Source organism: Lactiplantibacillus sp. ME-2 (assembly GCF_022549155.1).
Lineage (GTDB): Bacteria > Bacillota > Bacilli > Lactobacillales > Lactobacillaceae > Lactiplantibacillus > Lactiplantibacillus plantarum.
This window is the reverse complement of the sequence record NZ_JAKZEQ010000011.1, coordinates 21,566-44,070: the sequence shown is the minus strand read 5'-3', so window position 1 is coordinate 44,070 and position 22,505 is coordinate 21,566. Positions and strand designations below refer to the sequence as shown.

Genomic DNA, 22,505 nt, shown 5'->3' with positions numbered 1-22,505 from the left:
CAAGCGTATCATTAACTTATATTATCTTTCTGTTCGTCTAGTCACGCTTCGACCGACCGTTCAGAGAAGGAGTGACTTATTTTTATGAATGATTTATTTGAGAAGGCCCCGATTCCCAAAGCGTATTTCCATTTAGCCTTTCCTGTGGTTCTTGGCATGGTTGCCAGCATGATTTATAACTTAGCAGATACATTTTTTGTTGCTCAAACTGGTAATGCTGATTTAGTTGCTGGTATTGCCCTCGGCAGTCCGCTATTTTCGTTTATGTTAGCAGTTGGTGATATTTTTGGCCTCGGTGGGAGTGCCGTTATTTCAAGAGTCCTTGGCCGTCATGATTATCACCAAAGTGCACGTATCAGTAGCTTTTGTTTTTACATTGCGATCGCGCTTAGCTTAGTACTGACAGCCTTATTATTACTATTCGAACAACCAATTTTAGGCTTGCTAGGTGCTACTGCAGCTACCCGTCCCTACATTGCGGACTTCTATCGTATATTGGTATTAGGATCAACCTTTATCATCGTTTCACTGGTTCCCGGTAACATTATCCGAACGGAGGGTCTGGCACAACTTTCCATGATTGCGACCATCAGTGGGACGGTTCTGACCATTATTCTCGATCCCTTATTCTTATTTGGCTTTCACTGGGGTGCTTCGGGCGTTGCTTTTGCCAACGTTTTGGGGTACGCGGTCAACACCAGTCTGTTAGTCTTTTTTATGCGCCGAGCCAAAACGCTCTCCTTAGCACCAAAGTTAGCCCATATCTCGCGACCAACCCTTAAAGCCGTCGTCGCGGTTGGGATTCCAGCCTCACTGACTAACCTAACCCAGAGTTTTGGCATGATGATCTTAAACAGCTACTTAGCCGCATACGGCGCCCAAGCCGTGGCGGCCATGGGAATTGTTCAAAAAGTTTACATGGTCGTTATGATGGTCATGGTCGGCTTTGCTTTTGGGGCCCAGCCTTTAGTTGGTTACACGTACGGTGCTAAAAATTGGCAAAGACTACGGGCAACGTTGCGCTTCGATTTAAAAGTCGAAGGTGGCTACGCAACCATTTGTGCGATTATTCTAATGATTTTTGCGCCTCAACTTATTAAACTATTTATGAATCAACCAGTCATTGTCACTATGGGTACACAAATGTTGCGAGCAATGTTGATTACGACACCATTAGTGGGCTTCATCCTCGTGTTCACGACCGTCTTTCAATCAGTCGGTGCGGGTTTGAGTGCCCTAGCCATGGCGCTTTCGCGGCAAGCAATCTTACTAGGTATCGCCATCGTTATTCTGGCACAGTTCTTTGGACTAACTGGTATTATTTGGGCTCAAGCGGTCGCTGATGTCTTAACGTGCTTACTTGGCTGGTTACTTTATCGGCACACCTTCAAAGATATTCAAGTACCATCCTCAAATTAATAATAACGATATCATGTCGTTAGCTCACTGATAATCATTAAATGGCGCCATCCATTTCAAGTACTGGTGATTCAGTGCGCTGAAATGCATAAGTGAACTAAAAGCTGGTACTTTTGGAATGAGAGACGTCATTCCAAAAGTACCAGCTTTTTCACTCTGATTCAGTTTTTATTCGTCTACAGACTGAGTATGGGCTAAATCGGCTTCTAATGACGCAGTGAGTGCCTTCAATAGTTTTAGAGTCGCCGTCATGTTAGCGCGGTAATAACGTTCAGTACCTGTTTTGCTAACCGCTAAAATGCCGGCATCCAGCATCAACTTCAAATGGTGCGATACGGCCGGTCGTGATAAGGCGATTTGCGCTGTAATTTGGTTAACCGTCATCTGATCAGTCCGGCACAGCATCACCAAAATTCGTTGCCGATTTTCGTCTTGAAGAATTGTAAAAATCGGAACACCCTTCTTAAATATTGCCATCGTTCGTTCTGCCAAAAAATCACACCTTTCCAATTACGGTTCGTATTCTTAAACCATTTAACGCTTGCTAAAATTGAAAGTCAAGAATTAATCGTTGACTTTTTGTAAGTAAGCGACTAGAATCAACAGCATGATTTGTTCAAGATGTTAAACGTTTAAACCAATATGTTAGGAGTCCACTATGAAAGCTGCCATTATTACTAAATACAAGCAAATAACCCCCATGGTGACAGAAGTCCCTGTTCCGACAATAGCTCCCACCGATGTTCTCGTCAAAATCGTTGCCGCCAGTGTCAACCCAATCGATTTGAAAACCAAAGATGGCGATCTAAGATTGTTACTACAATACACCATGCCACTAATTATGGGCAGTGACTTTGCCGGTGTAATTACTGCCGTTGGCGACCAAGTACCGGGCTTTAAAGTTGGTGATGCTGTTTACGGTCGCGCACCCAAAGATCGAATTGGAACCTTTGCTGAATTTATCGCCATTGATCATCAAGCCATCGCACTGAAACCAGCCAATCTCAATTTTGAAGAAGCCGCTGCAATTCCATTAGTAGGTTTAACCAGTTACCAAGCACTACACGATATAATGAACATCCAGCCGGGACAGAAGGTTTTCATTCCCGGCGGTTCGGGTGGTATTGGGATTATTGCCATTCAACTGGCCAAATATCTCGGCGCTTACGTCGCAACCACTACCAGTGCGAAACATTTTGACCTCGTTCAATCACTAGGTGCTGATAAAATCATTGACTATCATCAGCAAGACTTTACTGATGTATTATCCCATTACGATGCCGTATTAGATACTCGTGGCGGGCAATCCCTCGAGGCCGCTTTTCAGATTATCAAACCAGGCGGTCAGATTGTCAGCATTGCCGGACTGCCAAACGCGCGTTTTGGTAAGGATTACGGACTGCCAATATGGAAACAATGGTTATTGGGTCTAGCAACGCGGAAACTGAGTCAACTGGAACAACAAGCCCAAGCTACCTATTCGTTTCTGTTCATGCAACCTAGTGGCCAGCAACTTGTACGCCTGCGACAACTAATTGAACAGGACGTTATTAAGCCAGTTATTGATCGGATTATCCCCCTCACCGACATCAACGACGCGTTAGAATACTCGCATTCCGGTCATGCTACCGGTAAAATCATTATCAGTATTCAACCTAATTAGCTAACTTCAAATCAATCTTTTTAAGGAGTCATGATCAATGAAAAAAGTTTTAATTGTCGAAACCAATATCACTCGTTACCAAGGAACTAATGAGCCGACTGGTCTTTGGTTAGGTGAAGCCGCTGAGTTCGTCGATGAAATGCAGCAAGCCCAAATTGCCGTTGACTATGTTAGTCCTAATGGTGGCTTCGTGCCCCTTGACCCGCGTAGTATGAAATATACCGATGCCGCCACAATGGCCGTGTATGAAGATTCTGACTTCATTAATCGGGCCCTTAAGAACACGCTCAAGCCTAGTCAGGTCGATCCCGATGATTACACTGCTATTTACTATACCGGGGGCCACGGTGTGATGTGGGACTTTCCGGACAACCCTGAGTTACAAGCCATCGCACTGGCCATTTATCAACATGGTGGATATGTGACCTCCGTTTGTCACGGAATTGCTGGCCTCCTAAACATCAAAGACCAAACGGGCCAATACTTGATTGCTGGCAAAACCATTACGGGCTTTACCGCAACTGAAGAGCTGATTGCCGGCAAAAAACGGATCGTCCCGTTCCTTAACCGTGAACGAGCTACTGCTCACGGTGCTATCTTTAGTCAGCATCGATTTTATCGCGAATATGCAATTACTGACGGCCAATTGATCACTGGTCAAAATCCGTTCTCAGCACGCGCGGTCGCACGCCAATTGATTGCTAAACTATAAAAAAACGAGCACAAGGCTCGTTTTTTTGCGTTAATCTTCAAAAATCCGCTCATGCAAAACACCAAACGGCGCATGATCGACATAAATCTGACCAGTGTCGTGAAATCCATTACGTTGATAAAAACGCTGGGCCACAGCATTATTGGCCAGAACAAGTAGACAATTCTGTGGATAGTCCGCCTTCAAGCGACGATGGGCCTGGATTATTAACTGCTGACCAATGCCATGATGATAGTTCGGGTGAACATATAGCGAATACAGTTCGCCCCACCCCTCATAGTTTGCATGTCTGGCCGGACCAAATGTGCAAACACCCACAACTTCACCAACAGCCGTCATTGCCAACAACATATTTTGCCACCGCCGTTCTGGCCGCCAAGTTGTTGGCGTCAATTGCTGTAAATAACTTGCAGGCATCAAATCACGATATGCTGATTGCCAGGTCTCATAATATAACTGTCGAATTTTTCCAAAATCACTGTTTGCTTCAGCGCGGACGATCCGATAGGTTAGCGCCATCAGCCTGACCACCTTTCAATTCAAGTTGTCCCTAAGTGGGACGCATTTAATCATTTATATAAATAAGGTATCCACCAACTATTCATAAAGAGCATCAATTAGATGAATGTTTCACGTGAAACAAAAAACACAGTACACTCAAAAATTAAAAATGAATCCAGTACAACATGTTCATTTTGAGTTTGGTATTGACCTGAACTATGACCGAATTCGTCGCATATTTAACACATTTGGCAGAATTACGGCCGTAATAATAATGACCACGCCAACCATTTGCACCCAATCAATAGTTTCATCAAGCAATACAAATGCAACAACAATCGAGGCTGGTAACTCTAAAGAAGAAAGGATTGGGCCAATGCCAAGCTCTAAGTATGGCATAAACAATGAATACATAACCAGTGGGAAAACCATTGAGAATAGTGCAATCAGTACTCCCCAGCCGACTGTTGCTGGCGTGGTAGGTGCCGTAATTAATTGCGGTGCCCACACGATGGCAATGAGTATGAAAGCGCCCAAACACAACAACCACGTTTTCGATAGCGGGTCTAAGTTATTGCCTAAGCTAGCCGTAAACTGCATCGTGCAAGCATACGAGCATGCCGCTAAAAAACTTAACATCAAGCCCCACGGCGAGAGCGCCTGCGTAATTGGAAACAGACCAGCAGCTAACATCGTGCCTATCAATACCAAAACAATACTAACCGCCTGCAGTCGGGAGGGACGCCGATGATGAATCACTGCTCCTAGTAATGTCGACAGCCAGACCGCCTGCATCAACATTACCGCGGCCACAGCAACTGGGATAAGCTTTAACGCCTGTATGTAAAAGGTGTTGGTAAATCCCGAAGCCGTTCCAGCCGCAATTACCAGTCCGATTTGCTTCCAATTCGTTTGCTGATTACGCAAACGCGCACGGCGTAAAATTTGAATCACGCCTAAAATCACAACCGCACTCAGAAAGGACCAGAATAGCAATGGCCCATTGACAACCCCCTGCCGACGCGCAATTTTAAATAGTGACGCCGGAATTCCAAAACTAACGGCCCCTAAGCCAACGAACAGGGGCGCAATTTTCTTCACATTAATCATCCTCTCGTTGACAAGATATGTTGGAGCCGGGCACGATACCACCAGTCTGGCAAGCCCAGTGAGTAGCGCATCAGCATCTCACCAATAATTTGCACAATTGGGCGTCCCGGTTGTATTTGGCGTTCTAACAAGCTGTCATAAAAGTCCGCTGGGGCACTGACTAAGTGCCCGTTAAGATTGACCCGTAACGGCGCATTTTCTACCACGAGCGCTTGCCATTCATAACTATGAGCACGCTGTTCGTCCTCAGAAACGTCTTGTGCCAACTGTAAGTAATGCGCAATATCCGCTGGCAATACTTCCGATAAATCCGACAAAGTCTGTAAAGCTAGACCTGGCCGAGTTATCACTTGACTTAGCGGTACCATCACTTGTCTCAATTGCGTGTCTGTGTCTGCTAACTGCTGACACAACCAGTCGTATCCTAACCAATCATCGGGCATGGTAGACCACCATACTCGTAGCACGCCCCCCTGCTCAACTTGAGACTTTAATGTTACCAACGCTTGCTTGACAACCGTGGCATCGGTACTGTGTGACATGATAGCAAGCTGTGCTGGATCATCAGTTGTCAATCGAGTTAAATCACCGATTTGTAGCGACAATGGCAAACTCAATACTGGCTGGTGCAACTCATGTTGCAAGGTTACCGCGAACGTCGAATTAAACGTCACATCCATCATCTGAATTTCCTCAATTTCTATTTTGATGGCGCCTTAAAATGTGCCAATTCCGTATTCGAATAAACGTACGGGACGTGCGCCATCTCTGGCACTTGATTCCAAGCCACCGGATAACCCGCACCATGTGCGCAAAAGACCGAGTCCGGTGTATTTTCTAAATCTGCTGTGGGGACATATTTGGCCTTATCGACAACAGCCATCTCGTTATGACACGGCCGATAGCCATCCACGATACATTCCAATTGCCCTTGCCCATGCGTGTAAGCTCGAACCGTCTGTGAATAGTCCTGCATCGCTGCTACTGGCGCCGTTCCCGTAATTGTCGTCAGGTCAGTCCCGTCCGTGGCTACGCTTGTATTAGCGACTGGTGCGTCAAACTGACCATTCATCCGCTGAATATCAGTCATCGCCCGGCCAACTTGTTCCTGACCAACTTCTAGACGGAACCGATACCACGGTTCCAACAACTGAAAATCACCACGTTGTTTTAACATCATCAAGCCTTGACGCAACGCGCGCCACGTCGCTTCACGAAAGTCACCACCAACCGAATGAACATTGCTAGTCCGACCACTAACCAGTGTTACCTTAACATCCGTTAGTGGTGCGCCAATCAGGACACCCACTTGTGTTTTGGCTTGTAGGTTTGACACGACTTGGTGTTGCCAATTTCGGCCAAGCACTTCCAATGAACAATCGGTCGTAAATTGAAGCCCACTTCCCCGCGGTGCGGGCTTCAGCAACAAATGTACTTCCGCATAGTGTCGTAACGGTTCAAAATGCCCAACGCCTTCAACAGCTTGGGTAATCGTCTCTTGATACAAGATACTCCCCGTTCCAAACTTTACAGTCAGTTGAAAACGATCCTGCAAGATTTGTTGCAAAACTTCCAGTTGAATCGTTCCCATGACCTGTACTCGCAATTCCTGAAGTGGTTCTGACCAAGTCACGTGTAATTGTGGATCCTCATCTTCAAGTTGACGCAAGGCTGCTAAGCAGGTGTGTAACTCCTCACGCTGAGGATCAAGTGCGTAAGTCAGTACGGGCTGCATGACGGGTTGTAGACTAGTTGCTGCCTGTCCCAATCCTTGCCCCGGCCGCGTTCCCGTTAGACCGGTAATGGCACCAACGGATCCTGCCGTCAGCGCGGACGTGGTCGCATACTTAGTCCCGTTGTAAACCCGTAACTGATTGACTTTTTGGTCATCATACACGATATCTTTAGGTCGTAAGGTGCCACCGGTCATCCGAATCCAAGTAAGCCGTTCACCTTGATCATCGTGCGTAATCTTGAACACCCGCGCGCCAAATTCAGGACGCGTTAATTGTGGCGTCGTCCAATAATCAAGACCAGCCATTAGCGCATCAACCCCGTCCAGCTTAAGTGCCGCGCCAAAATAACACGGAAAAACTTCCCGCCGTTGAATCATCTGCCGAATCGTGGCATCACTTAACGTCCCTGTTTCTAAGTAATCCGTTAACACTTCGTCATTTTGCATCGCAATATCTTCAACTGCCGCAGTCGGTATGACTGGCCGATCTTCCAACGTGTCCCCGGCTCCCGGCGTGTTAAACGCCACACAACCAGGCGATAATGTCTGTTGAATTTGTTGTATCAATTGGTCGCTATCCGTCCCCGGCGCATCCATCTTATTTACAAACAGAATGGTAGGAACGTCATAACGGGCTAATAATCGCCATAACGTCCGCGTGTACCCCTGCACACCATCAGTCGCTGAAACGACTAAAATTGCGACGTCCAAAACCGACAGTACTTGTTCAGTCTGGGTCGCAAAATCGACGTGGCCCGGGGTATCCAAGAGTGTTAAATTAATGTCTTTATATTGTAAATTAGCTTGGTGTGAAAAAATCGTAATACCACGCTGTTTTTCAAGCACATCCGTATCTAAAAAAGCATCGCCATTATCGACGCGCCCTAATTGCCGTAGCGCGCCAGACCGGTATAGTAATGCTTCTGACAGCGTCGTTTTACCGGCATCGACGTGGGCAATAATTCCCGCTACAATCCGTTTCATATTGGGCTCCCTTCACGATTAGTGAATCACTGCTTCCAGTATACCGGTTCTCAGCACTGAACGGCTAGTAAAGGTCTGCCACTAACGTTAAATATGCATGAAATTTGGCGTGTTTTAGCCCAATGTTAATCACCAAAATCAGGCTGATTACTTTCCATAGTTGCGATCACTTTAAAGTAGTGGTGACCCATTTCCCGTGCAGTATCGCAAAAAAGGTATCCGTAGCCTACAACTACCGATACCTTAAAATCATTTTCAGACTTAATCATAAAAACGCTCAAAAGCTGCCTTCAGGTCCATTTTGGCTTGCTTTAATGCCTGTGATACCGCCACCCCGTTCGTTTGCAGTCCTTGTGCACGGACAATCTCAAACCGGTCAAACCCCATAATTTCAGTAAACATCTTGTCAAGATACAGCCGAGAAAATTCCATGGGTGTATAACGGTCATTACGAGTATAGATTGACCCACTGGCCTGCAGTAACATGACACGATAATTATCGGTCATCAAACCCACTGATCCATTTTCGGTATAACGAAAAGTCTCCCTGGCAACTAAGATATTATCGATATAGTCCTTTAACCGTGCCGGCACGTTGAAATTATGCAACGGCATCGCAATCACAATCCGATGATGAGCTTTAAACTGTTGTAGGAGTTGCTGATTGATTGCAAACAGGCGTTGTTCCTCAATCGATAAATTTACATGTTGCGCTTGCTTTTCCCAGATTCCCAGCAATTCAGGTACCGTTGCTTGGGGAATCACCGTATCATACAAATTGATCACATCCACAGTATCATTAGGAAAGCGAGTCTGAAAAAGTTGCAAAAAAGCTTGTTCTAGTTGAACTGAGTAGTGCGCCGCATTACGAAAATCGGGATGTGCATTAACAATCAAAGTCTTAGTCATTTAAATATCTCCTTAATTAATAATCTATTTATTGGTTGTTTTTGACAACAGTTATATACTACAGTCGAAAGGTGCCAATCCATGTCACCATTAAAATCATTTTTAGGAGTTATTTATATGAACCGCTCTGAACGTCTTAATCAAGAATTGATCTTTCTCAGTTACCGACAAGAATTCCACATCAAAGAACTCATGCAAGAATTCAATATCTCCAAACGGACCGCCTTGCGCGACGTTAACTCGTTAGAACAACTTGGTTTGTCCATTTACGTTGAACCGGGACGTTACGGTGGCTACCAAATCATGCAACAACAACTATGGGTACCCATCTTATTAAACAGCCAGGAAATTAATGCGCTCTTTTTTGCGCTCAAAGCACTCAGTTTATTGTCGGCGACCCCCTTTGAAAAGTCCTACCATACAATTTACAAAAAACTCATGGCAACACTATCTTTAAGCAACCAGCGCCAGGTCGCCAAATTGCAACGTGTGGTTAACTACTACTCAATTCCTAACTTGGATGCCCCAACCCATTTAAGTGATTTATTAACGGCTATACTTGATGAAAATGTTGTCCAGTTAACGATGACTACTGTGACAGCTGGGTTTCAGATTTTTGATTTATTATATCGGCATGGCATTTGGTTTTTCAGTGGCGTCAATCTCGATAACAATGCTTGGGGCATCTATCGCTGTGATACGATCAAAGCATTTCAAACCAGTGAGCAACCAGCTCGGTATACTTGGAAACAGCTCGCGCAACGGCAACGGTCCTACGATCACCATCATCACAATATACGTTATAAATGTGCACTAACACCTCTAGGCCGTGAACATGTACAAAAGAATAATTATCCTAATATGCACTTAACACATCAGAACGACCAAGATTATCTCATTGGTGGTTATAATCAAGATGAATTAGCCTATATGGTCGACTATTTACTGGGACTTGGCCGCAACGTTAGAATTATTTATCCGGAAGCGTTAAAAACTGCCTATCTGCAAGAACTGCAGCAAATTCAAGATTTCTATTAACGTTTGGTTTTCTGAACAAAAATGTCGGTAGCCCCGTCAAGGACTACCGACATTTTTACTAACCTGCTTATTCTCTTCTTAACTGCTTTATTCAGCCGTAATATAATTCAAAATTGCATTCAGAACTTGTTGATTCTCTCGTGGTACCGGCGTTTGTAAAATTTCTGCTGCTGTTTGGTTTAGGACCGACCCCCTAATATACCGATAATCATTGACGACCATCTCACGAACATTGTCCGCAGCCGGCTCAAAGTGAAATTGTAACCCCACTACCCGATGCTTCCATACGAAGCCCTGATTGGTCACACGATCACTAGAGAACAACAGCGTTGCTTCGGCTGGAACGGTGAACATCTCCTCGTGCCAATGCAAGACCGACAGTTTTGCTGGAATCCCCGGAATCACAGGACTCTGTCGGTAAATCGGTGCCCAACCTACTTCCTTAGCTGGCGCCTTAGTGACAGGGTATCCTAAGGTCTTCGCAATTTGTTGCGCGCCGTAACACGCACCAAACATTGGGATATCGCGGTCCAATAATTGTTGAATCAAGTCTCGTTCCTGCTTGATCCATGGCAGCGTATCGTTGGGACTCATCGGTCCGCCGAGGATAACAAGCATCTCCGTCTCATCCGCCGTTGGGAGAACACCGAATTGATACGGGTGATAGACATACATGGTATGGCCATGGGCATGCACCCAATCAGCAATCATTCCAGGGCCCTCATTGGGGGTATGTTGCAACACATTAATTCGCATGATTAGTCCTTTCCACAACGGCAATGTTTGGTCTGGGTATCGCCTGCAATTACCCAAGATAGAGTCATTATACCACGCTAATTACTTGAGCCATGGGCGCTTATGTTAAACTTAAAACCGATCATAATTTAGAGGTGATAATAATGGACGTCCAATCTTTTTTCGAACAAGCTAAAACGACGCTCAAATTGACACAAAGTACCCCATTACAAAGTGCTTATCAGTTTGGCAGCGATCCTGATAAACTTGCACAGCTCGTACTAACTGGCACAAAAACGGCTACCACCAGCGCTTATGACCTATACGAAACTGATGAACCACTGCCAAAAGTGGGCGCTTATGACGTCATCTTAGATGCTCATAATCAGCCTGTCTGTGTGACCCGGACCGATCAAGTCATGATTACGCCTTACTTGGACATCGATGCAACCCACGCTTACTTAGAAGGTGAAGGCGATCGTACTTATGCCTATTGGCGCCGTGTTCATGATGCCTTCTTCAAGCAGGAGTACCAAAGCGAGCATCAGCGCTTTGATCCCCATACTGCACAAATGGTTCTGGAACGCTTCCACGTCGTTTATCCCTTTCACTAAAAATAGCGTTCCAATCGGCACTGGTGAATTCGCTTCCATTAGTGGTATATTGGAATAGAACTTTCATTAGGGGGAACGACACATGCATACTATCGAACAACTCAATGACGGGCGCGCGGTCTATCTAAATGGTCACCGCGTCAATGTCGCCGATGTGCCCATTTTTCGTAAAACTTTAGCACTCAATAATCAGTACTATGACCTGCAACACAACCATCCCGAAGTACATACTTATCAGGAAAATGGTCACCGCTACGATATTGCTTTCAAAGTGCCACGCACCGTCGCTGATTTACAACAAAAGCACCGTGCTTATCAAGAAATTGCGCAAAGTAACAGCGGCATGTTAGGCCGCACACCGGATTTTCTTAATACTGGGATGGCCGTCTTAGCAGAACGCGCTGCCTTCCTCGGGCAAAATCAATATACTGATTTTGCAGCTAATGCCCGCAATTACGCTAAGGAGGTCAAAGCTAACGATATCTTCATTAGCCATGCGCTTCAAAACCCACAACTCAACCGTCAAAAAGCCATCAATGCCATTCCGTCTGGATACGCGGGTGTTCATACCATTGAACGTAATCAAGATGGAATCTTCGTTTCTGGTGCCAAAATGGTCAATACGATGGCCCCAATTGCTGATGACCTCCTGATTTTTAATCCGCCGGAACTGTTGTTAGAAAACGGCGATAGTAGTTATGCTGTCGCCTTTGCTACGCCACTCAATAATCCGGGCGTCAAGATCATTTGTCGCAAATTATTAGATCATCCCACCGCTTCCATTACGGATTACCCACTCAGCAACGCCCTTGATGAGATTGACGCCTACATTGTCTTTGATCACGCCTTTATTCCGTGGTCAAAAGTATTTGTTGAAAATAATGTTGAAATGAGTAATCGTTTCTTCATCGATTCAGGCATGTTTAGCCACACTTCCCATCAAGATGAGGTTCGAGGTATTACTAAGCTTGAGTTAGCAACCAGTTTAGCGCTTCGGATTGCTCATATCTTAGGATTAGATGGTTTCTTAGGTGTCCAAGAAAAACTCGGTCGGTTAACCGCTAATCTGGAACTCATCAAGGGTACCATCACCCGTTCAGAAGACAACGGTCATCTAGACGAATTCGGTATCTATACGCCCAGTCTCCAAGCTTTGCAAGCGGTTCGCTCGACCCTTCCCGAATACTATGACGAGGCCTTGCGCGTGACTCAACACTTAGCGGCCGGTTCCATGGTTGGCGTGCCAAGTTTTGCGGAATTTGACGGCGATAATGCGACAATCCTCAACCAGGCACTCACGACGGACCGAGCCACCGCTAAAACCCGCACGCGCTTGTTGAACTTAGCCTTCGATTTAACAAGTTCTGGCTTTGGTCAGCGCCAATTGATGTACGAATACTATCATGGTGGTGATCCAATGCGTATTCGTGCCCAACATTATCAACGCGCCGATTTACAGGCTGGCAATCAGATGATTGACCGACTATTGTCAGCGGACAACGCAAACACCCATGAATAAGTAATCACACCAATACCCAGGTTAGTCCTTAAGTGAGTATTGGTGTGATTTTTTGCGCCTTTATATTATTGACTATTTAGTCAAATATAATTCGCGTAACTGTTGACATTCCGCTGAGGTCAGCCCTAGACCCGTCTGCAAGTAATTTGAAAATGTGTCGTACCGGGCTTTGATGACTTCAAAGTAATGGCTCAGGTAATCAGCGTCTACTAATAATGCCTGGTTCACGGCCCGTTGTTGCTCATCAGATAATTGCGACGCCATCGTTGCCAAGATTTGTTGATTAGCAGCCGCACGTGCTTGATTTGTGAGCAGATAGTCAGCCATGATTTGCTCGTCACTAATACCCAAAATTTTTAGAAATAAGGCGGCCCCAACGCCGGTGCGATCCTTACCGGCAAAACAATGGAACAGTAGTGGCTGATCTGGAACCAGTAGTAGCTGTATAAATTGACAATAACTTTGACGGGCAGTAGGATCTAACACTATCTGTTCATATAACTGAACCATGCGGTCATGGACCGCCCCCGTACTACTAATCATCGATTGTAAACTTGCGTCGTTCGTCATGACTTGTGCTAGCACATCCAGCACGTGATACTGGACGTGTGGCCATGTCGCATCTGGAAATTGATGACGCTCATCAGCACTACGCATGTCCACGATTCGCGTAATGCCAAGCGTGGTTGCTAGATACTGCGTCTGTGCCGGTGTTAATTGATCCAATTGTCCTGACCGGTAAATTAAACCATCTTTGATTACTTGCTGATTTTTATTGCGATAACCACCTAGTGACCGTAAATTAGTAATCCCTTCCATGACCAAGCCCCCTGCTAGATTGATAACTTAATTGTAAACTGTCACCGTTAAATTTTCAGTCAAAGGCCATTTAAAAAGTCATTTAGTCACCAGACCTAACTGATCTGGTGACTAAATGACTTTTTAACCGCTAACTTGATAGACTCAATTAATCAAAGTGTCGCCATTCGTGATCCAACAACGCACGCGCTACAAATAGCCCGAGCGGTAAAAACATGATGATTAACACGGCCTTCGTCAGCCATAGTGAACCGACACCAATTTGATTATTGCCAATACTATAAATTGCACGATAAATATATAATCCCGGAACCATAATTACGATTGAAGGTACCGTCAATGAAATCCGGGGATAGCCGTTATAACGATTAACCACCGATGCGATCAAGCCGGCAACGAGCGCCCCACAAAAGGCGGCCGCGGCCGGTGGCATTGCTGTCAAGTCAACTAGTTCAAGGCGCAATGTATTCGCAATGGCCCCAATAAATCCCGCGGTAATGGCCATTTTTTGCGAGCTATTAAACATTATTGAGAACCCGTAAACACCGCAAAAACTAGCTGGTAATCGTAATAAAAGTACCGCTAACGGTGAAAGTCCTAGCGGTAAGAAATCAGCTGGCTTGAAGCTCACCAGTGTCGCGACTAGCCAGCCGACGAGAGTTGCAATCAGGGTAACCATAATCGCGTAAGCTAAGCGCTCCAGTCCTGAGCGCATATCCAACTTAGAGATATCCAACATACTCGTAATGAACGGAAAACCCGGAATCACGAATAACATGGCACCAATATACCCCGCCTCATGCTGGGCAAGAATTTGGAAATTATATTCAAAAATCTTAAAACTAACCATATAAGCCAAACACGCTACCGCAACGCTGACCGCAATCCCGGCAACCGTCGTCATCGACCGTTTACCCATCAGCGCCCGAACATAGTTACCAAGACCCGCGCCCAAAAAGGAACAAATCATCTCGGGAATACCCCCACCAAGTAAGAAGATAAATCCACTACAGGCTAAGCCAGCTGCCAACCCAAGAACCAGTGGCGAATACTGTTTAGGACGCGTCTGAACTTCATCAATTGCTGCATGCACTTGTGCCACCGTTAACCGTGCATATTTCGCATCAAAGTCTTTGACAAACTGTTCAAGAATATTTAGTTTATCCGTATTTACACCAGTATTTGGTATCGATAATACTTGCGTATAACTACGTTCATGATGAAAACACGTGTACTGAATCGAAATCAACCCGATATCTGCCGAGCACGTTAAATTCAGGCTGCGAGCAATCTTATTCATCGCATCACGAACCCGCCACGCTCCCGTCCCACACGACAACATTAAAATGCCAACTCGACCAACAATTGATGTTCGCTCTTGTAAGCTAGCATGCTTAGCGGGAACATCTTCATTACGGATAAAGTCCTTCCATGGAATTGTCATATGATGTCGTTGTGATAGTGGCATCACCGACTTACGCTCTTTATTCATTTCTTCCTCCGTCTTAGATCGTTCATTATGTTAGTAGCTTTCCCCCTTATTTTAGGCTACTAACATCATTTATGATAGCGATTTTGTCATTTTAAAAGCATAATGTTTCACGTGAAACATTAGCCTCATGATGAGTTTCCCCAGCTTGTTAATTGAACTACCCCCTCAAAAGTAAACTTGATTACCATTCGTTAATTTAAGCGTCACAATTTTCGCCGCTATCCGCAATCATATGATAAGTTACCGATATCATCTAATAAAGGAGCGATTTGTATGTGCACTAGTCTAACTTATACAAATAGTCATGGAGGCCACTTCTTAGCTCGTACAATGGATTTTAACGTTGACTTTGAGACCCGTATTATGTTCATGCCTCGACATTACCGCGTGACGGGTGACCTTGGTGATTTCACCACGACTTATGGCTTTATTGGCGCGGGTCGCCAACTGAACCATGAAATTTTCACGGACGGCGTTAACGAATGTGGTGTCAGCATCGCAGCACTCTACTTTCCGAATCATGCAATTTACCAGCCTCACAGTAACCAAGACAAACTCGATCTCGCACCCCACGATTTCGTCGCCTGGGTACTCGGAAAAATCACCAGTGTTGCTGACCTACGTGAGCGCGTCAAAGACGTTCAATTAATTAGTAGCACGGCAGAATTAATTAACGAAATTCCACCACTTCACTTTATCATCAGTGACCAAACCGGTGAAACCGCCGTCTTGGAACCAACTAGCGGCGAGCTTCGCCTGCTTAATAACCCAGTCGGCGTCCTGACCAATTCACCAAACCTCAAATGGCAGCTACAAAACTTAAGTAAGTATGGCACCCTGACTAACACCGAGCGGCCACTAAATAAATTCATTAACTACCAACCTGGTTCACAGGGACCTGGTACGGGCGCATTAGGTTCTACCTGGTGACTATACTTCGATGTCTCGCTTTGCACGGACCGTCTTCTTGAAACACTATGCGCAAGTGCCAGCGACAACAACAGATACAGTCAACTTACTTCAACACATCTTGAATGCTGTGACTATTCCCAAGGGCGCCAAAGTAGCCGCCAACGGCCAAGCAACCTATACTGAGTACCGTAGCTACATGGACTTGAATCATCAAACGTACGCACTAGAACTGTACGAAAATCCGGGAGTGATTCAGCAAGTTAACTTAACTGATCATTTATTAGAAAAACAGACCGTTCCGTTAGAATACGCCCTTAGTCGCACCCCGCACGTCCAATTACTAACTCCCGATATTGCCACCTTGCCAGTGGCCCATTAAGACTTTCAGAAAAGCAGTAACTCAAAAAAGCTTGCATCACAAATCTAGTTGATTTTGTGACGTAAGCTTTTCGTATTATTTAAACTTAGGCTAACGCGGCTTTTAGATTAGCTAAGGTTAATTCGCTCGTTGAAGTGAAGTTAACATCCGCACCCGTCAAAATGGCAGGATCACCAATCCCAATCGACGTTTCACCAGCACCATTAATTGACTGAATACCGACCTTAGCATCTTCAACGCCCGCACATTCTTCAGGCTTCAAGCCAAGCACTTCCGCGCCACGTTCGAAGATCTCTGGATCTGGCTTACCGTGTTTCAAGGTTGCGGGATCCACCCGGGCTTCAAAGTAATGCGCCAAGCCTAACTGTTCCAGAACCAATGGTGAATTCTTAGAAGCTGAGGCCAAAGATAAACGATACCCATGCTTGGCGAGATCGGCTAAGAAGTCTTCGATACCAGGTAAAATTGCAGTTTTATCCATTCCCTTCAACAGGTTCAGATAATTAGTATTTTTCTTGGCTGCGTAAGCCACTTTTTCAGCTTCCGTATAGTCGTTTTCCTTACCACCCGTTTTTAAGATCAAGTTCAACGAGTCCATTCGACTAACACCCTTTAAATTATCGGCAAGTTCTTCACTCCAGGCAACGCCCAACTCGTCAGCTAATTGATGCCAAGCTTGTGAGTGATAAACGGACGTATCCGCAATCACGCCATCTAAATCAAATACAAACCCTTTAATATCTGCAAATTTACTCATTAATGGTTCCTCCTCGTTAATTACCAGCACAATTGATTGCTGGGTACCGGACAACTGCGCAATCATCAATAGATGCGCCAAGAGTGACGGCTACCCGTCTTGTTTTGAAGCACACCGTTAATGTTCACTTAACATTATAAAACGCTTTCAGTTTCAATGCAACCGGTTGCATAGCGATTTTAATGACGATTGTTGCCAATCACACGCCTGCCCGCCGATCAAATCGCAATGGCGGCCCCATTACTGCCGTCCATCCTGAATTTACGGATTTACTAATAATGACTGTTCCAACCATTTTTCCACAAACGGTTGCACGCTTTTATGCCCCGCTTAATCTTGGGTCGGAATTGGAATATCCGGTCGATACTGGTACTGATGCTGGGTTAAAAATTGCCGTAATTTAAAACTAGCAGCCAATTTAAAGCACGTTTCCGCATCCCGTAAATCGCATCCGGTCAGTGTTGTGATATGGTGCAGTCGATTACGCAGTGTATTTGGATGAACGTATAATTGCTTAGCCGTGCGGGTCAAATTACAAGTCGCCCGTAAGTAGACATCTAATGTTGGTACCAGTTCTGTATGGTTTTGCTGATCATAGGCTAACAACAAACGTAGGGCTGGATTAATAAAGAACGGTAAGATCTCAAGATGATTAACTCGTGCCAACGCAAGATTATAGAATTGGTCTTCACAAAAAATCACCCGACCACGGCCAGTCTTCAGTTGCGCCGTTCGTTCACAAACTGTATACGCGGCAAAGGTATCTTCCGGATTAACGTAGTGCTGAGACACGATCAAGCGGCAATCCGCTTGCTTCGTAATTTGCTGCAACGTTAGTTTAAATTGATTCTGATTATATGCGACCAGACTAATTGGGATCAGTGCCACACATTGTTGCTGATAAGTCGAAACCAACACTTGTTTGAATCGTGGCATCATCAAGTACTGTAGTCGCTGCTGTAAAATCATCGGTGCTTGATCAGCTAGTGGTTCGCAGCGGATTAACACCATGGCTGTCGGTAATTGCACGTGTTGTTCAGCAAACTGATCAGCAAACGTTCCCCCTTGATGTTCCGTCAATAATAAGTTTAATAACCGGTCCCGTTGCGATTCAGCTGTTGGCATAATCTGATTTTTAACTAACGAGCCAGCGATAACCTGACCAATCGAATTGATCAGTAGTGCTTGTCGATCATTCAGTGGTTTATTGAGTGCTGGCATCACCAAATAACCGATCGGCTCGGTGCCATTTGCTAACGGCGTAATTAGCATGGGCCCCGCCGACAACTGATCTTCCGCCACATAGACTTGCGTTAAAAAATCCGGCGTATCCGGTGCAAATCCGTGGTCTAACAGCCAGCGTCCGACTCGATTCGTCTCAACTGCAGCGTGAATACTAGTCCCATTGAGTTGCGTCGTATGCGACCGTGTCAGAATCTCCCCGTTCAGATCAATAATCGCCAGCGGATTCTCTAATAAGTGTACTGCTTGGGCCAGTGTGGTATCAAAATCCGCCGTGATTGCTTGGATAGCGAGCTGATTGATGGCTGCTTGAATTTGAACATCGTGGTGTAAGCACTGACCAAGCGTCATTAATAATTTCAATAACTGATTTTGTGCCGCAATGATCGTAGTCAGACCGGTTCCCAGATTTACTAGTCCGACCGACTGACGATGGCCGTGCCAACTATAAGCAAGTTGAACTAGCTGACCCGAGTCGGGGGACAAATATAACCGGTGGCTTGCTAACACTTCCGTCGGATCAACAAATTGGACGTGAGTAACTTCGGGATTATGTGTAAATGTTGGATCGACAGTCACCTCAAACGTTGTGGCTAACTGCCGCAATAACGGCTTTAATTGCATACTCAAGTAACCTCCTTATTCACGCTTGTCGCCTTCATCATAAATAATGTAAGCGCTTTTGTAAAGAGGCCTACTGACAACCCACCACCCCACTCGAAAGGCCCTCAGCTTTCTTAGGCCCGTATTCGGACAAAAAAGAGCGGGAATCCCGCTCTTTTCATAAACCTATTAGGCTAAGAAATCAGTCTGTGTTTTGGCATCGTACCGAGTCGTATGGAGCGGTTCTTGCGCTGCTTTCCCGATTGCGATCCCCATTACTGGCACGTATCGTTTAGGATCAAGACCCAGCGTCGGAATCATCTTTTCAAAGTCAATTCCGGAGAACGCATTGGCATCATACCCATGAGCCCGTGCCACTAGCAGCAACTGCATCCCGACAACGGAACAATCAATCGTCGCATCGAATTTCAAGAAATCTGGTGTAGCATTTTCATATAATGGTAAGAAGGTTCCCAGAATCTGATCCAAGCGTTCCTTCGTAATATTCCCATCCTCATAAACTTTGTTCCAGACATCGCGATAAACATAATGCGACTGGGTGTCACCGGCAATAAAGACGATGGCCGATGCACTGTCGACCTGTGGGTAGTTGAATTTCATCACGGCTTGTTTGAACTTAGCCTTTGCCTCGGGGGTATCCACGACGACAAAGTGCCATGACTGTAAATTACATGCCGATGGCGCGGTGGCTGCTTCCGCAATCATCTTTTGTAACTCATCACGTCCAATTTTAACGTTCGGGTCAAACTGCCGAACTGAATGGCGGTTAAACATCACGTCTGCTAAATCATTGTTCACCAAATTTTTTACTGCTTCTGACATCAGCTATTCCTCGCTTTCGTAATCGGCCTAAATAATGTAAGTCGCTGCCTTGGGATTGAAGAAACTCCGGTCATACCGACCCGTTAAGAGCTTTGGCATTGTTGTCGCAGCATCAACTTCGTCCAACTTCAGTGTGTTGAACATAACTGACGTGTCGAAGTGAAACCAAGCGGCACCGAGTGGCTTCAAGACCTTCAATTCGCCAAATGGATCATCATCGGTTGACTCCAACTGAATACTTAGGTTCCCAGGTTCAACTTGATCAGCTAAGGACCGTAATTGAGTCGCAACTAATTGGACATTACTGAAATGGTTCGTCCCATCTTCATGTTGATCAATGTCATATTTATAGAAGAAACTATTCATTTCGGCTTCCTTACCTAACGCGAGCTGCCCCGCAAATTGTTTCATAATTGACGGATCATTCAGTTCACCGGCCGTCCACGAAACGTTCAGTAATGTCTTGCCATGGCGTTCGACCGTGGCTGTCGCACTGTTGTCATTCCGGCGCAATTCGATGTCATCCGCTAATTTCTTAGGAATCCCAGCACCTTCCCGACCTGCAATCACACCACTCTCCGCCCCGGGACCGTGGAGTAAGAGGTTAATCGGGTAAGCGCCCATCATTTTATCCTTGTAGCTAACTAACGCAAATAGGCTTTCTTCAAGGTATGGGGCACTAAAAGTCGGTTTTCCCATATGAACGACATAACCGCAAACCACCGGTGCCATTAATTTTAATGGTGCTGGAATTAAAGCCTTAAGCACCGCTTCGTCAGTGGCATAAGCAAACCCAATACCTTCCTGGTCATTCATGCTTGGTGCTGTCAAAAAGTTCTTAACATCCTGATCACTTGCAATAAAACTTGCCATGGTAAAACACTCCTTTGTTTGCGTGATTAGCTTACATGATACCGTCCATGATGTGCACGTCTGGTGCGCCATCCGTCACGATCCGTTTAACTCGGTCTTCAATCAGTGGATTATATTCTGGATGGGTCAAAATGTAGAAACGGTTATCCTCTAAGGCTTTAAAGACGGTATCGGCAATCGTATCAATTGGTTTCCCGTTGGTAATGACATACTTCGCAAATTGTTGTCCCTTTAAGTACGCTTCACTTTGATAATACGGGTCCGTTGGGTCGCTGTATTGCGCTGGCCGGTGATTTTCAGTGTGATAGAGATCCGTCTGAACAAAGCCAGGGCACATCACGTGCATGTCGATATCAATATTAGCCCGTTGTAAGTCATAGGCGGTCGCTTCAGTCATCCCAACAGAAGCGAACTTGCTAGCATGATAAGAAGGCATTCCGGGCGTATCAACTAAGCCGGCAATCGAAGCCACGTTAAGAATATCCGCATGGGTCTTCTGTTGAATCATAATTGGGATAACGCGCTTCATCGCATAAACTTGACTCATTAAGTTGATATGCATGATCCATTCCCAATCACGAGTCGGCAATTCCCAAATTCGGCCAGGTAGCGCGATCCCGGCATTATTAATCAGTAGGTCGATCCGCCCAAACTTTTCCATGGCCTGCTCAACCGCATCGTCGACACTAGCTTCCTTTGTAACGTCAGCGGTAACCATCAACACCTCGGCACCCTTGTCGAGAATATGTTGGTACGTTTTCTTCAAAGCTGGTTCGTCGATATCAACAATCGTGAGCTTCATACCCCGATCCGCGGCGCCTTCAGCAATAACTTGACCAAATCCGTGGGCCGCACCCGTGATAAACATAACTTTATCTTTAAAATCTTTCATGATGTTTTGCGTCCTCCTCGACGAAATTGTGATTTTATTAACTTATCAGTAAATATTAACCTGATGACCGGTCATTTATCTTGACTACGCTTTCATATTAACCCACTAAATTTGTTTGAGTAATGGATAAAAGTACTAGTCTTACGACGATTAAACTGTAGCTTTTATACATGTGTGTTGGTTCACAATTATAACTAACTAAAGTGTGGTTCCAACTTTAATTAGCTCATAAAAACGCATGCCAGCCCTTCTTAGCTTACATGCGCATCATTATAATTGGATTTATTTTCTTAATACTGCAACCGTTCATTGTGCACGGCTACGTTGCCGAAACATTCAAGGTCCGTGCCAGATCAATCACTCGTGCTTTGATCTGATCTCGGACCTGTCGAAATACTAGCAATTGGTCACTAACACTGCCAGTCGTGCGAGCCGGATCAGGCAATGGCCAGTGTAGCCTGGTCACCGTTGCCGGAGTGACGGGGCAGCGATCCCGTGCATCACCACACAACGTCACCACGACTGCACACTGATTAAGATAGGTCAGGTCGATTAATTTAGAAACCTGGTCACTGATATCAATACCCACCTCGCTCATTACTTGAACAGCTAGTGGGTTCAGGCCATGTGTCTCCACCCCAGCACTAGCAACTTGCCAGTTTGGTCCCAATAATTGCTGTGCAAAGCCTTCTGCCATCTGACTGCGACAGGCATTGCCCGTACATAAAAAATATATTTTTGGCATTTCGCCGTC

21 protein-coding genes and 1 pseudogene are annotated in these 22,505 nt (G+C 45.4%); 7 read left to right on the top strand and 15 right to left on the bottom strand.

Going from position 1 to position 22,505, the window contains the following annotated elements; all coding sequences use genetic code 11:
- Positions 1–84 precede the first annotated feature (84 nt).
- A complete protein-coding gene (locus MMY95_RS05890) occupies positions 85–1,419 on the top strand; it encodes an MATE family efflux transporter (protein ID WP_003646153.1) in 1,335 nt (444 codons plus the stop codon).
- Between the two features lie 168 nt (positions 1,420–1,587).
- Here MMY95_RS05890 and MMY95_RS05885 read toward each other — a convergent pair whose 3' ends face one another.
- A complete protein-coding gene (locus tag MMY95_RS05885) occupies positions 1,588–1,911 on the bottom strand; it encodes a metalloregulator ArsR/SmtB family transcription factor (protein ID WP_003641695.1) in 324 nt (107 codons plus the stop codon).
- Positions 1,912–2,077: 166 nt separating this feature from the next.
- Between MMY95_RS05885 and MMY95_RS05880 the strand changes: the two genes are divergently transcribed.
- Entirely contained in the window at positions 2,078–3,082 is a 1,005-nt protein-coding gene (locus MMY95_RS05880; protein ID WP_003641694.1) for an NADP-dependent oxidoreductase, read from the top strand.
- 37 nt (positions 3,083–3,119) lie between these two features.
- Entirely contained in the window at positions 3,120–3,794 is a 675-nt protein-coding gene (locus tag MMY95_RS05875) for a type 1 glutamine amidotransferase domain-containing protein (protein WP_003643650.1), read from the top strand.
- Positions 3,795–3,824: 30 nt separating this feature from the next.
- On the opposite strand, the gene MMY95_RS05870 is transcribed toward MMY95_RS05875, so the two are convergent.
- From MMY95_RS05870 to MMY95_RS05850, 5 genes are all read right to left on the bottom strand, one after another.
- The gene (locus MMY95_RS05870) at positions 3,825–4,313 is read right to left on the bottom strand and encodes a GNAT family N-acetyltransferase (RefSeq protein WP_053267574.1); all 489 of its coding nucleotides are present in this window, start codon (positions 4,311–4,313) and stop codon (positions 3,825–3,827) included.
- Positions 4,314–4,511: 198 nt separating this feature from the next.
- Entirely contained in the window at positions 4,512–5,396 is an 885-nt protein-coding gene (locus tag MMY95_RS05865; protein WP_053267573.1) for a DMT family transporter, read from the bottom strand.
- 5 nt (positions 5,397–5,401) lie between these two features.
- Positions 5,402–6,085, bottom strand: coding sequence for a DUF3658 domain-containing protein (locus MMY95_RS05860; RefSeq protein WP_241277541.1), 684 nt, complete (start codon positions 6,083–6,085; stop codon positions 5,402–5,404).
- Between the two features lie 20 nt (positions 6,086–6,105).
- Positions 6,106–8,124, bottom strand: a complete 2,019-nt coding sequence (locus MMY95_RS05855) for a TetM/TetW/TetO/TetS family tetracycline resistance ribosomal protection protein (RefSeq protein ID WP_202861214.1) — start codon at positions 8,122–8,124, stop codon at positions 6,106–6,108.
- Positions 8,125–8,385: 261 nt separating this feature from the next.
- The gene (locus tag MMY95_RS05850; protein WP_003646157.1) at positions 8,386–9,033 is read right to left on the bottom strand and encodes an NAD(P)H-dependent oxidoreductase; all 648 of its coding nucleotides are present in this window, start codon (positions 9,031–9,033) and stop codon (positions 8,386–8,388) included.
- Between the two features lie 117 nt (positions 9,034–9,150).
- Between MMY95_RS05850 and MMY95_RS05845 the strand changes: the two genes are divergently transcribed.
- Entirely contained in the window at positions 9,151–10,071 is a 921-nt protein-coding gene (locus MMY95_RS05845; protein ID WP_003641685.1) for a WYL domain-containing protein, read from the top strand.
- Between the two features lie 87 nt (positions 10,072–10,158).
- Here MMY95_RS05845 and MMY95_RS05840 read toward each other — a convergent pair whose 3' ends face one another.
- Entirely contained in the window at positions 10,159–10,827 is a 669-nt protein-coding gene (locus MMY95_RS05840; protein ID WP_241277540.1) for a type 1 glutamine amidotransferase, read from the bottom strand.
- A 143-nt stretch (positions 10,828–10,970) separates the two neighbouring features.
- Between MMY95_RS05840 and MMY95_RS05835 the strand changes: the two genes are divergently transcribed.
- Entirely contained in the window at positions 10,971–11,420 is a 450-nt protein-coding gene (locus tag MMY95_RS05835; protein ID WP_053267570.1) for an ASCH domain-containing protein, read from the top strand.
- 82 nt (positions 11,421–11,502) lie between these two features.
- Complete coding sequence (locus MMY95_RS05830; RefSeq protein WP_003641682.1) at positions 11,503–12,939, top strand: 4-hydroxyphenylacetate 3-hydroxylase N-terminal domain-containing protein; 1,437 nt, start codon at positions 11,503–11,505, stop codon at positions 12,937–12,939.
- Between the two features lie 72 nt (positions 12,940–13,011).
- On the opposite strand, the gene MMY95_RS05825 is transcribed toward MMY95_RS05830, so the two are convergent.
- The gene (locus MMY95_RS05825) at positions 13,012–13,758 is read right to left on the bottom strand and encodes a tyrosine-protein phosphatase (RefSeq protein ID WP_053267569.1); all 747 of its coding nucleotides are present in this window, start codon (positions 13,756–13,758) and stop codon (positions 13,012–13,014) included.
- A 148-nt stretch (positions 13,759–13,906) separates the two neighbouring features.
- Entirely contained in the window at positions 13,907–15,250 is a 1,344-nt protein-coding gene (locus tag MMY95_RS05820; RefSeq protein WP_003641680.1) for a threonine/serine exporter family protein, read from the bottom strand.
- Positions 15,251–15,523: 273 nt separating this feature from the next.
- On the opposite strand from MMY95_RS05820, the pseudogene MMY95_RS16070 reads away from it, so the two are divergent.
- Positions 15,524–16,541 (top strand): annotated as a pseudogene (locus tag MMY95_RS16070) (choloylglycine hydrolase family protein).
- An 85-nt stretch (positions 16,542–16,626) separates the two neighbouring features.
- Here MMY95_RS16070 and pgmB read toward each other — a convergent pair.
- From pgmB to arsC, 6 genes are all read right to left on the bottom strand, one after another.
- Positions 16,627–17,298, bottom strand: coding sequence for a beta-phosphoglucomutase (pgmB, locus tag MMY95_RS05810; protein ID WP_003646163.1), 672 nt, complete (start codon positions 17,296–17,298; stop codon positions 16,627–16,629).
- A gap of 330 nt (positions 17,299–17,628) precedes the next feature.
- Complete coding sequence (locus MMY95_RS05805) at positions 17,629–19,164, bottom strand: helix-turn-helix domain-containing protein (protein ID WP_003641676.1); 1,536 nt, start codon at positions 19,162–19,164, stop codon at positions 17,629–17,631.
- A gap of 168 nt (positions 19,165–19,332) precedes the next feature.
- Complete coding sequence (locus tag MMY95_RS05800; protein WP_003641675.1) at positions 19,333–19,986, bottom strand: nitroreductase family protein; 654 nt, start codon at positions 19,984–19,986, stop codon at positions 19,333–19,335.
- 27 nt (positions 19,987–20,013) lie between these two features.
- Entirely contained in the window at positions 20,014–20,859 is an 846-nt protein-coding gene (locus MMY95_RS05795; protein WP_003641674.1) for an acetoacetate decarboxylase family protein, read from the bottom strand.
- A 31-nt stretch (positions 20,860–20,890) separates the two neighbouring features.
- Positions 20,891–21,751, bottom strand: a complete 861-nt coding sequence (locus MMY95_RS05790) for an SDR family NAD(P)-dependent oxidoreductase (protein WP_003641673.1) — start codon at positions 21,749–21,751, stop codon at positions 20,891–20,893.
- 319 nt (positions 21,752–22,070) lie between these two features.
- Positions 22,071–22,496: an arsenate reductase (thioredoxin) gene (gene arsC / locus MMY95_RS05785; RefSeq protein ID WP_003641672.1), complete on the bottom strand. Its 426-nt coding sequence runs from the start codon at positions 22,494–22,496 to the stop codon at positions 22,071–22,073.
- Positions 22,497–22,505 lie beyond the last annotated feature (9 nt).